This window comes from Desulfosporosinus nitroreducens, from assembly GCF_023897015.1.
Classification (GTDB): Bacteria; Bacillota; Desulfitobacteriia; order Desulfitobacteriales; family Desulfitobacteriaceae; genus Desulfosporosinus; species Desulfosporosinus nitroreducens.
In genome coordinates this window covers 1-11,920 of record NZ_JAMHFY010000019.1, presented here as the reverse complement: position 1 = coordinate 11,920, position 11,920 = coordinate 1, and the positions used below count along the sequence as shown (strand labels likewise).

General features: G+C 44.4%; 13 protein-coding genes. 1 reads left to right on the top strand and 12 read right to left on the bottom strand.

The features are described from left to right. Positions 1-136: 136 nt before the first annotated feature. The 12 genes from M8E35_RS18220 to M8E35_RS18165 form a co-directional block, all read right to left on the bottom strand. Complete coding sequence (locus M8E35_RS18220; RefSeq protein WP_252470974.1) at positions 137-589, bottom strand: hypothetical protein; 453 nt, start codon at positions 587-589, stop codon at positions 137-139. Next, complete coding sequence (locus M8E35_RS18215; protein WP_252470972.1) at positions 582-1,205, bottom strand: CobW-like GTP-binding protein; 624 nt, start codon at positions 1,203-1,205, stop codon at positions 582-584. The genes M8E35_RS18220 and M8E35_RS18215 overlap by 8 nt, the downstream gene beginning before the upstream one ends. 169 nt (positions 1,206-1,374) lie before the next feature. Continuing rightward, the gene (locus M8E35_RS18210; RefSeq protein ID WP_252470970.1) at positions 1,375-3,183 is read right to left on the bottom strand and encodes an ASKHA domain-containing protein; all 1,809 of its coding nucleotides are present in this window, start codon (positions 3,181-3,183) and stop codon (positions 1,375-1,377) included. A 38-nt stretch (positions 3,184-3,221) separates the two neighbouring features. Beyond that, positions 3,222-4,250 carry a uroporphyrinogen decarboxylase family protein gene (locus tag M8E35_RS18205; RefSeq protein ID WP_252470968.1) on the bottom strand — a complete coding sequence of 343 codons (1,029 nt, stop codon included), beginning with the start codon at positions 4,248-4,250 and terminating at the stop codon, positions 3,222-3,224. 25 nt (positions 4,251-4,275) lie between these two features. Next, on the bottom strand, positions 4,276-4,935 hold the full coding sequence (locus tag M8E35_RS18200) for a cobalamin B12-binding domain-containing protein (protein WP_252470966.1): 660 nt from the start codon (positions 4,933-4,935) through the stop codon (positions 4,276-4,278). 31 nt (positions 4,936-4,966) lie between these two features. Further along, complete coding sequence (locus tag M8E35_RS18195) at positions 4,967-6,055, bottom strand: uroporphyrinogen decarboxylase family protein (protein WP_252470964.1); 1,089 nt, start codon at positions 6,053-6,055, stop codon at positions 4,967-4,969. 30 nt (positions 6,056-6,085) lie between these two features. Continuing rightward, positions 6,086-6,964 carry a uroporphyrinogen decarboxylase family protein gene (locus M8E35_RS18190; protein ID WP_252470962.1) on the bottom strand — a complete coding sequence of 293 codons (879 nt, stop codon included), beginning with the start codon at positions 6,962-6,964 and terminating at the stop codon, positions 6,086-6,088. Between the two features lie 326 nt (positions 6,965-7,290). Further along, on the bottom strand, positions 7,291-8,019 hold the full coding sequence (locus M8E35_RS18185; protein WP_252470960.1) for a hypothetical protein: 729 nt from the start codon (positions 8,017-8,019) through the stop codon (positions 7,291-7,293). A gap of 109 nt (positions 8,020-8,128) precedes the next feature. Further along, positions 8,129-8,329, bottom strand: coding sequence for a hypothetical protein (locus M8E35_RS18180; RefSeq protein WP_252470959.1), 201 nt, complete (start codon positions 8,327-8,329; stop codon positions 8,129-8,131). Further along, a complete protein-coding gene (locus M8E35_RS18175; RefSeq protein WP_252470957.1) occupies positions 8,322-9,554 on the bottom strand; it encodes a winged helix-turn-helix domain-containing protein in 1,233 nt (410 codons plus the stop codon). The genes M8E35_RS18180 and M8E35_RS18175 overlap by 8 nt, the downstream gene beginning before the upstream one ends. Next, positions 9,551-9,823 (bottom strand): hypothetical protein, encoded by a 273-nt coding sequence (locus tag M8E35_RS18170; RefSeq protein ID WP_252470955.1) that lies wholly within the window; start codon positions 9,821-9,823, stop codon positions 9,551-9,553. The genes M8E35_RS18175 and M8E35_RS18170 overlap by 4 nt, the downstream gene beginning before the upstream one ends. A 469-nt stretch (positions 9,824-10,292) precedes the next feature. Further along, positions 10,293-11,489 carry a TIGR04053 family radical SAM/SPASM domain-containing protein gene (locus tag M8E35_RS18165; RefSeq protein WP_252470953.1) on the bottom strand — a complete coding sequence of 399 codons (1,197 nt, stop codon included), beginning with the start codon at positions 11,487-11,489 and terminating at the stop codon, positions 10,293-10,295. Between the two features lie 67 nt (positions 11,490-11,556). On the opposite strand from M8E35_RS18165, the gene tnpB reads away from it, so the two are divergent. Further along, positions 11,557-11,664 carry an IS66 family insertion sequence element accessory protein TnpB gene (gene tnpB, locus M8E35_RS27005; RefSeq protein ID WP_373887461.1) on the top strand — a complete coding sequence of 36 codons (108 nt, stop codon included), beginning with the start codon at positions 11,557-11,559 and terminating at the stop codon, positions 11,662-11,664. Positions 11,665-11,920 lie beyond the last annotated feature (256 nt).

Here is an 11,920-nt window from a genome sequence, read left to right as displayed (position 1 = left end):
CTCTCAGCTCTCCGAAGGATAGTGGTCCTAGACCATCGCATACATCGTCGAACCTAGCGTCAAAAACAAAATGAGCCATCGTTTTCTTACGATAGTCAGTAGAAATTAACGGTTTCAAATAGGTTTGCTTAAGTTGTCAATCTAAAGTGTTGCGTAGCGACCAAAGATCGCCATATTCTCGATAAACTCTTTTAATACTCTCTTGTGCTACTTCCCGTAAAGCTTCCTTTGACGTTCCAAAAATAATTGCCGTTAAACTTAGGGTAACCCTGTTAGCTGACCATTCGTTCCACCCTTGGGAGTGTTTGATATTAATGCTCCTACCTGTAGAAGATAACCATAAACTCTCTTGCCCTTCAACAAAAACTTTAATATGTCCAACTAAATATGCATTATCGTTTGTCCAATCCCTGATCTCTTCAACCCATTGAGTGAGAGATTTTTGAAGCTTTTCGGAATTTACCTTTTCTAAAAACACCAATCTAAGGGTCTCTGAAAAAATTGCTGGGTTAGAATGCTTAGTCGAGCACTCAAGAGAATATTGCTGATATGAGTGCTCATGCACATGTTCGTCCCGCTGTTCACTCACAATAAGTCACCGCCTTACTCCAGATTTGCGGATCAACCTCATCATGCGCGGATATTGCATAGAAAAGCGCTGAAGGATTTATCCTTCTAATGCTTTCTTTGACACCACATACTTGCTCAGGTTCTAGACAATCAATCTTGTTCAAGAGAATGATGTTGGCCTTAACGATTTGCTCTTCTATTAAACCGGGCATGATCGTCGAAAGTTCGTCCCATCGCTCTGCATCAGCTACAACAATCGTCTTCAAACTATCAATGCCCTTACCATACTTAGCGATCGTTTCCGCGATTGTATGTGGGAAGGCCATTCCCGTTGTTTCAATGATCACCCATTTTGGCGACAATTCCTCCTGAATTTCATTGAGACATACGGTAAGCTCTGCGTTTAGCGTGCAACAGATGCACCCAGCGATAAGCTCCCGAACATTTAGCCCCTCTGCTTTGAGGATTTTATCATCAATACCCGTCTCCCCAACTTCATTTTCTATGATTACCAAAGACGGTTTATCACTTTCCAACTGTTGTGTCGAAAATCCTTTAACAAGGTATCTAGCGACCTGCAATATAATTGAAGTTTTTCCGGAACCTAAAAATCCACCAAAAAGTAAAACATTCATTACTTTAACCCCTTATGAATAACTAAATAACGTTAAGTTTTCACATAGAGCTTCATCGTTATTAAGAATCAAATACTCAAAAAGAGCTCATTTCTCTGCAAGAAATAACATAAAGTCTATGTCAACGACCAACTAGTTATAAACTGATTTTTAAAATCCAACTCATATTCTATTTCACATTAAATTGAGAACACTCCACGAATAATCGTTCATAACCTTTTGTCACGCTCAATTCGAGATAATCAAAGGCCTTGGCAAGCGTTGCCATTTCTTGACGGGATTCAAGGGACATCAAGGCCAGATAAGCCCCAGTTTTTGAGGAATTACCGATATAGGTGATCTTATCTTTGACAGCCTTTGGTAAAATACCCGTCCCTACCAGACTTTCCACAGGAAGATGAGCTCCGAATTGACCGGCCACGATCACCTCATCTAAATCCGCAAACGTGAGATCCATGGCATTTACCAGCGCTACAAACCCTGATAAAATCGCACTCTTTGCCAGTTGAACTTGGCGAACATCCCCTTGGGTAATCAGGATTTTCGTTGGGCCCTCTCCAATACAAATTCGTCTTTTCTTGCCTTCGAGGTCGATATAGGACAGTCTCGGGTCCCCAACCTCTAGCTCCTCAGGTTTAACGATATTTCCACGGACAGTGACAAAATTATGTTTCAGCAATTCGCGTATAGCTGCCAGTATCCCGCTGCCACATAATCCTACCGGAGTTTTGTCTCCAATAACCTCCAAAATAAAGCCCTTCTCTGTATCGAAATGGACTTCCTCTATGGCCCCATCGGCGGCACGCATACCGCTGCTGATATTCATCCCTTCAAGGGCAGGTCCCGCAGCACAGGAGCAAGACACTAATTTTCCCCTGTTAGAAAGAACGATCTCCCCGTTGGTCCCGATATCGATAAAGAGCACTTTATCTTTCCTGTCGTGGAGCTTGGCTACATAGGCTCCCGCCACTATATCTGCTCCAATATAGGATGAAACAGCTGGCAGACAATATACCCGCCCGAAGGAAGAAAGGGCAGTCAAACCAATATCTTTCGCGGAAATATCTTTCTCCTCTACAAAAATCGGTGCATAGGGAGATTTCCCAATCGATAGCGGATCAACTCCAAGAACTATATGCATCATCGTGCAATTAGCCGCAATGGCGACTTCATAGATGAGTGAAGGGGAGAGTTTTCGCCTTTCACACATGGTCTGGATCATCTCATTTAAGGAATCAACAATGGCTGTTTGTAACTGATCCCGCCCGTTCTTACCATGATCGAGAACATAGGTAATGCGAGTCAGCACATCCTGACCGAAATTTTTCTGAGGATTGATAGCCGCTTCGCTATCAATTTCTTCGCCTGTCCTTAAATTGATAAGTGAGGTTACAACGGTTGTAGTTCCTATATCTACTGCAACTCCGTAAAGCAACTCACTGGTATCCCCTTTTTCAAGACCGATAAGCTGGTCTTGATTAAATACCCCAGTATACGTCCCCTCCCCCATGGAGATTTGGCGGAGTACGTCCCAGGGCAAATGATTGATGGCCAGAGCCTTCTTAAACAGCACTTCATAGGGGGTTTGGTCTGTCAAAGTGGGCTTTGTTATCTCAATGGGCTTTTTCCAGATCGCAGGGTTGCACTGATACTCCGGTACATACCCTCCTGTCAGAACCGGGTGATTTGCCTCCTGATCGATGATGTCGATCTCCAGATCCGTTTCTGGATAGATCAGACAGGCTAAACGAATACCTTCCTCGATCTCTTTTTGGGTAAGGCGTTTTTCCTCGTCAACAGATAGAGGTGGAAGATCCCCTCCTAAATGTTTTATCTTACACTTGCCACAGCTGCTTCGTCCGCCACAGGGGCTTTCAATGAAAATCTGCTGGGCAATAAGAATATTTAAGAGACTGCCCTTTATATCAGTATCATAATTAAATTTTATATTTTGTCTTGGTAAAGCAATTGTACGCATACTAAAACCTCGTCTTCCAATACGTAGCCCTCAAAATTCTAGGCTTCATGACTACTTTGCTGAACGATATGCAACATCGCCTGTATATTTTCCAGAGAGGACTTAGTTCCCAGACCACAAGCAGGCGCGATGATATCTGACCCATCATCCATCACCTTCTGGGTTAAAACGCGAATGCGATCTGCATCAGCAAACTCCAGAGCAAAGGAACTTACATTACCTATCATAACCTTACCGGGCATCACTTTTTTCGCCTCTTTGATGCTGACGATTGAGTCGAAGCTGTGAGCGACAGTACGAATTTTGTTCAGTTCTTGATAAACTTTATGCATTTTTCCGCAGATGTGCACGATGATTGGCAGTTCCGGATTGATCTCGTGGAGCCCATCAATCAACTGATTCACATAGGTTACTACAAATTCATCAAATAAACGAGGACCTAAGATTTCCCCAGTGCCGCTGGGGTCAGAGATTGCTATCACATCTGCTCCTGCTTCAATCTGAGCCTTGCCAAAACTAATCAGCCCTTCAGTGACAAACTTCATAAAAGCATGCGCATCTTCTTTATGGCGTTTTAATGCCTTGTAGTAATCTACCGGTTCTATCAAAGAAGCAGCAACACTTACCGGTCCGGAAAGATTACCGATAATAGGCACATGATCATCCTGTTGTTTTAGAATCTTGATGGCATCCAACACTACTTTTGCCCGTTTGCCATAGGGATCGAGTGGTATTAATTTTTCCCATTGGGAAAGGTTATCTATGGCATAGCCTGTGACATGGGGTTCATGGATGGTAGAACCTAAGTCCACGACGGCACCCATCTGTTCTGCTTCAATGGTCATACAGAAGGGTACGCCATAATTTTCGAAACAGCCATAATCATAAACAGCCTTGGCTAACCCTGCCATTTTGATAGGATCTGTATGCGCTTCCGGCCAGTGGATATTTGCCTTTTCCATCAATGCAGTGACCACCATATTCATCATTCCACCCGGGCAAATACAAGGGGAGCGATCCGTATCCTCACCCTTTAGAGCTTTTAAAAGTCTTGCTTTAGAATTCATGGGTACTTCCTTTCTGTCCAATGTTCTAAGCCATTCCCACTAATTCTTTCGCCAAGGTAACCGCCCCGATGGCATTGACGGCATAACCATCAGCGTTGATTTGATCACAATAAGCCTGGGAAATAGGTCCACCGCCGATCATAACTTTTACTTTGTCTTTAAGTTCTTCTTTTTCCAGCATCTCCACGACTTCTTTCATGCCTGGCATGGTGGTCGTCATCAGCGTGGAGAGACAAATTAGCTGCGCATCCACTTCCTTTGCTTTTTCGACGAAACTTATCAGGGGAACATCTCTGCCCAAGTCATACACTTCAAACCCTGCCGTCTCGAGCATAATTCGCACAAGGTTTTTGCCGATATCATGGGTATCCCCTTCTACCACGCCGATAACACATTTGTAGTTGACAGCGTCAGCATCCTGGTCCAGAGGCAGATGAGGTTTTAAGACTTCCAGACCATTATACATAGCATCGGAACACACCAAAAGGTCGGTAACGAAATACTCTTCTTCTTCATACATTTGACCAGCGCGGTTCATCCCATCTACAAGACCTTTAAGGACCCCGTCAAGTGCTTCGTAGCCTGCATCAATATATTCATTAGCAGCATCTGCTACATTTTCATCTTCCATTTCGAATACACAATCGGATAATTGTTGTAATAACTCTTCTTTTGACTTAGCCATATCCTTCACCTTACCTTCTAAATTATTTCTATTAATTATTAGTTGCCGGATCATTTAACAACGCTTCATCAATGGGGTAGCGTCCATATTTGCGAACCGCTTCCATCATATAGTCAATATTTTCAACAGGAACATTTTGCGTAATATCACAACCGGAAGCGATGATATAGCCTTTTGGGCTGTCTTTACCCTTGAGGATGCAGGTTTTTACGGATTCGAAAATATCCGATCTTGAGCCCAGCATAAGCACATCTACAGGGGGTACATTGCCCAGTATGGGTAAACGTTTTCCCACTTGTCCTTTCACATATTCCAAGTCCACAAGGTTATCAATGCTGAGCATATCCGGTCCTGTATCCACCATGTCCATTACAATCTTGGTCGTATTACCACATATATGATAGCAACACATCCCACCCAATTCATGAATATGGTTCATCAATTCAGTTGCATAGGGCTTTACGAATTCTATATATTGGCTTTTTCGGAGGAGCGTACCCGATGCTATCGGATCACACATAACAATGATGATTCCCCGTTGGATATATTCTTTATAAATATCTTTAAGGGCATCGGTACACAGGCGAAGCAGCCGGTGGATGGATGCCGGGTCTTTACGGGTCGCCCTTAATAGATTTTCAGTGGGATAAATACTTGATACGGCTGTAAAAGGCCCTGTAATCAGAACGCCTGTCGGGATCTCCTGGCCCATCTTTTCTTGACAGATTTCACAAGCCTCTAAAGTTTTCGCAAACCAAGGATCATTTTCTTTTTTTGTCTTGTCAAAATCCAGTTGGTCGATATCCTTAAGGTCTTGCAAAACGTGATTCACAATTGCAGGCAGACTATCCTCAGGATCATTCATTTCTGACCCCAGTGCGGTTCCAACACCGTGAAGGCCATATTCGATAATCATGAGATCATTCCCATAACGCTTATAACAATCGATTTGAGACTGGGCCTGCAGTTCTGCCGAAGCACGTTTTTCTCGATGAGTTATCCCTGCCACTCTGTGTGAGATGGAAACTAAGATAGGCATCGCAAGAATGCGATCCATTTTTTCCCCTTTAATGAAAGCTTGAAGCCGTTCATTAGGCGTCATTTGGTCTTGTTCATGCATACAAATTCCTCCTTGTATTCCTATTTATAATTAAGGTGTTAGAAGCTTTAACGTCTTGATCTGACCATCTTTAAGTATGTGATTACGGTTATGGATACAAGCACTACCTACCAGGTTAACTTTACCGCGAAGTTCCAAACAGGCTTGGGCATAGGACATGGGCTTTGGCAATGTGCAACTTTCCCACTCAGCTATTCCCAGCGCCACTAACTGGAGTGCGGTCTTAGGACAGAGATGCATTACTAGCTCTCCGCCAATTATTCTCAGAGCTTCTTCTACAAAAGGTTTAGAAAAATGACGCCCCTGCAGTTCGAAGTATTTGGGTCCGAGGATATTGAGTCCCCCCACCGGATCTTCAAAGGCAATGAAATCCACCCCTGCTTCAAGAGACTTTTGAATATAACGCAACAGCTGGAGGCGCATTTTCTCTACGACTGTTTCAATCACTTCCGGCTTTTTTCTCCAGATCTTAAAGAGTTTACCGACATCCATTAAATTGTTCAAGGTGGTCATTGGACCGCAGATCTGGATGCCAACTGTTTCCCTTGATCCTTTAAGTATTTTAACGGCTGCCAGGGTTTCTTTTAATCGGCCTTTCTCAAAATCCAAATCGGCTAACCCCAACAAATCTTCTTCATCTTTGTACACCGGTGCTTCGCAACGTGGTCCAATCTTCGCCGTTCCCAGCTTGATATTGCCGCCAAAGTTCTCCGCTTCCACAGTATGACAGAAAGGCACCATACAGAGGGCGCCTCCTTCTGCTTCCCGCACTGTACTAGCAATCTTTGCTATCCCTTCTCCGTAAGTGTAAGCTTCAGGAAAAGGCAAACCTACTAATCTTACAACTTCCTCTGTAAAACCGCTGTTATCTGACCCTTCAGGGCATTTAAAATCTGTAAATGCGATCATCGGTTCCCTCCTAACCATTGTCCAAACCGAGTATATAGAATTAAAATAATAATATAGCCTTTTATTAATCTCTCTAGATAACTAAACAATTATATCACACCTCTTTAAAAGTTTATACGAAGTTGAAGAACGTTTAAGAATTCTTCGTTAATTGTTCTATATCTTAAACCCACTTAAGTAGAATCCTATGTCGAATATTCCAACTATGCTCAGCAATCTATTGTTCACATTAATAAAGAACGACCTCTATGATAGAGGTCCTTCTTTATTGAATGCCTCTTTTTTTCTACCTCCTCAGTATTGTTACTATAATGTTTTTAGAAGTTCTAAATCATTTCGTCCATTTTCTTTTCCTTGAGCACATTGAAGAAGCTCTCTTTTTCGATATACAGGACTTTGTTAAAAGTCCAGGCGGGCTTCTGATAATTTTCCACTGCGATGGTGCCGATGGGAATATCCTGACTGCAATGAGGATGGTACAGCGTCCCCCGCTCATCCCGGTACATCAGCGGAATGTCCCCATGTTCCGCTTCATAACTGCCGATCAGATCCCTGCAGAAATAGTTGTAATCCGGCTCTTTGCCCGTTTCACGAATCACGTAGGGCCGGACGGCATAATAGAGCTGGCGCAGGCTGAAGCGGTATTCTCCGTCGCCGCTGGCTTTGGCAATGGCTTTTTCCAGGCAGTCCTCCACCACTTCTTTCTGGGATTTGGTTTTTATCACTGCGATGGGCAGGGATTTTTGGGCTCTGCTTATCGCCTTTTTAATGCCGTCTTGAATCTCCGCTTCCATGACCGAGAGATCCGGCTCTTTCCCGTCCGTTACAATGGGAATATAGGGGGTCATAATATTGATTAAAACAACGGCGGGCCTCGCCTTAACATTGCAGCTTAAGTGCCAGCCGAAAAGATTCAGTTCATTTTTGCTGTGATAGATATCCACCTCGCCGGTCACCGGGGATTTGTTGAGCAATACCGTGAGATAGGGTGTATCGGAGAGTGTCGCATAGACTTCCAGGACGAATGGTATTTCCGCCTCCTGGCTCCCTTTCATCGACCTGACCTTAAAAACACCGGCTGATTTACAGTAGCCCTTCCAGTTATCCAGTTGGCCGATCCGCCCCAGCCGCTCCGGATTAACATTTTTAACCGGGGCTCTAAGCTCACCTAAAAGCCCCTTCTGTTTCGTTAAAGCCCAATTCAGCGGCAGGTGTCTTGGTATAGTTAGCGGCTATTATCCCTGCTTTTCTGCCGGTACAGCCGTCAAATTGGGTGATCAGATCCCTGACTGATCCGCTGAAGGATTGAAACAATTGCAAAACGTGATTCACAATTGCAGGCAGACTATCCTCAGGATCATTCATTTCTGACCCCATAAAGGGTTTCCGGTGCACTGATCGATGTTAGTTCATTTCTAGTTCGCATTGATGCAGCCATGGTGCTTAAGGTACGGCTGTAGGCGCTCCATTCAGGGCTGGAGACAGCTTGACGCTCAGCTTGGATAGTCTTCATTCTGTTCAGCCATTGCCGAGACAAGTCGAACCTGCCGTTTTCCGCATAATACAGGACATAAATGACGGCAATCTTAAAGCTGTTCCTGCGATATCCTTCCGGCAGACGTTCGATCCAGGACAGCAGCCTGCCGAAATCATTTTTATCGATAATGTCGTCACTCTGGTGTTCCATCAGTTCAAAGGCTTCTCCGTAAAAGCCGCCGTTGAGAAAATGTTCAATGGCTTCCGGCATCCGGCCTTGGGCCTGGAACCAGCAGCCTGCTCTTCTGTGCAGGCGGGGTATCTCATGGGGAGCTGTCTCTCTAAGCAGCTTGTGCAGAAAGCTTTTAAACAGGTGGTGGTATTGATAGGTTTGATCCTGCCCGGCTAAAGCGTTCAGGAAGCCGCTTCCCTGACTGATTTCCTTCAACAGGCCTGCACTGCTCACCTCTCCCGTGACTGCCTCACACAAAGCTGGGGAGAGGGTATCCAAAAGGCATGTTTTGAGGGCAAAGGCCCGTCGCTCGGGCATCCAGGTACTGAGAACCTCGTCATGAAGATACTCTTCAATATCCCGGCTGGATTGGGGGAGGGCGGCAAGAGCGTTATCACCGCCGGCATTTTCCATGGACATGGCCACAGCTACCATGGCCGCGGCCCACCCTTCCGTATAGCTCTCCACCTTTTTCAGTTCATCCTCAGGGAGGGTATAGCCCCTGGCCTGGTAAAAGCGGGAAATTTCTTCTTCCTGAAAACGCAGATCTTGTTCCCCCAGCCGCTGAGCCTGCCACTTGATCCGCTGCCTGGCCAGGTCCAGTTCCGGCTCTCTTCGGCTGATCAAAATCAGGTGCATTTTGGCAGGCAGATAGTCCATCATATAGGATAGGCCTTTCAGAATCGAGGGCTCGGTGATTTCATGCAGATCATCCAAGACCAGCAGAAAATCCGTTGGAGCCTCCGCCAAGCGGTCGATGAGGATGTTGAGGTGGATATGGGCTTTGACCATTTCCGAGGAGGCCCACACATATTCCGTGTCTTTGGCGATGCCGCCGACTATTTTGTCCAGGGCAGCACAGACATAACGCCAAAAGGTCACGGGCTGATTGTCTCCCCCGTCCAGGGACAGCCATGCCCAAGGCAGGTCGCATTTACCCAGCCATTCCAGGACGGCGGTGGTTTTTCCGTAGCCCTGCGGGGGCGGTGACCAGGGTCAGATGGCATTCCCGGACGCGCCGGAATTTCCTTTGCAGTTGTTCTCGGCTGATGATCCTTTGATTCACAACCGGTGCCTGAAGTTTGGCTTTCAGCAATGCTCTGGCCCCTTTCCGCCCCTGACTTTGAGCTTTGTGCTTTATCTATTATCATCTCTGATGTGAAATACTTCCTTTATTATATAGTACCTGTGTCGAATATTGAACGTTAAAAAGCATCTGCCTTTATTCAGCAGATGCTCTAATAATAATTTTAAACGGTCGTCACCAATACCTAAAGTGCCGGAAGAAACGATTGAAGAGGTTATTCTTAAATTAGAAGCAATCATAAGGTTAGTTGTGATTAGGCTAGGTGTTGGTTAGTTGCCACAATTCCTAGCCTTATTAACCTTTGCCAGTTTCGTTGCGTCTTCCAAATCTGCCAAATATCAACCATTTGATGTGACAGAGCCTTATTTTAGTCTATCACATAGTTTCCTACAAATACCGTCAACTCTAAAGCGAGGCGTTTTATACTGTAGGGTTTAAGAACAATGCGAAGCAAAGCTTTGTTCTGACCACTGGGCGCTGGTAGGGATGGAACAAAAAACGCCCACAAAAATGCAGGCGTTCACAATATAATTCTATTTCTTTCTCATCTTCTCTGGAGTATACACGCAGAATGGCTCTGATGCCATATAGTTTCCAGTTGCGCCGTAGGCACGTGCTCTTGATCCACCACAAACTTTGTTGTACTCACAAATTCCACATTTACCTTCGTACTTATCTGGTGAACGCAAGTCTTTTAAAATAGGGCTTTCGCGGTAGATGTCGCGCAGTCTATTTTCCTTAACGTTACCAACTACTAAAGGTAAAAATCCACTTGGTGTAACGTCACCAGTGTGTGATACGAAGATGAAGCCATTTCCATCGTTAACTGCTTTTGGTGCTCTTGCCAGACCGTCAACGAACTGAGCCATGTCACGTGTCTTAGTACCTTCGAAAGTGATTTCCTCACCTGTAGTACCGTTTTCCTTAGCACGTTGTTGGAATACAACACGGCGATAGTGCTGACCAGCAGTTGTTTTTATATCATAAGGCGCATTTTTACTTAACTCGTAAAGCCACTTGAATACTACTTCGTGCTCAGCAGCTGTTATGCAATCATCCATTGAAGCACGTCCAGTTGGAATCATCATTAAAATGTACCAAACCGAAGTCTTCAACTCTTTCATCAATTCCGCCATTTGCTCAAGTTGGTGTAAGTTTGCTTTGTTAATGCAAGTATTGATTTGGTGAGAAACACCAATTTCATTTAAATATTTAAGTTTCTCGATTGTTAAATCAAAAGTTCCATCGATTCCACGGAAAGCATCGTGCGTCTTAGCATCTGCACCGTCAATTGAGAAACTCCAACGAGAAATCCCAACTTCTTTCGCCATGTCCATGCGTTCTTTTGTTACTTCGATAGTAGCACTTGGGCTCATCGAAACACGCATTCCTTTTTTAATAGCGTAGTCGGCTAATTCAAAAAGGTCTTTTCGAAGCATGCAGTCCCCACCAGTGAAAACTAGCATTGGGTTGTCCATTTCGTAGATTTCATCGATTAGCGCGATACCTTGCTCGTGCGTTAACTCCTCTGGATGCGGATCAGGTTGCGCATCTGCACGACAGTGTTGGCACTTAAGCCCACATGCACGAGTAGTTTCCCAGATTACGATGAACGGGTTCTTATTGTAGTCAACGTTTATTCCTGGGTGCCCACCTGGATGACCACCTTTACCCTGCGGATGTCCTCCCATTCCGTGAGGATGTCCACCCATTTTCATTTTATTTTCCATCTCAAATCACTCAATCCATTTTAGTTTTCCAAATAAAGATTTTACACAAAAATCTGGCGAAAGTCCATTGACGGTCCCGCTAATTGTCCAACAAAACTTTCAATTGAATCCATTCCAAAACAGCCTGTTTCTTTTTTGTGGCCGTCGATGCGATCGGATGAAAGCACTGTATTGAGAGGGGGACGGGGTAGAGGAACTAAAAATATTACCATGAAGACAATAAATTTTTTTTTGACTTTCAAACTTATCCCCCAGTAATAAATATCACTCTCAGTAAATATAGACGAAATCTTTAATTGTTTTATGACGGAATATGCAAGCCCTGAAGTAATTTTTTCTACGAATGCGTCACTGTTAAGAATAATCCTGCTAATAAAAATCAACCCTAATTTCAGAAAAACCTTATAGAAAATCATTTCAATATAACTAGC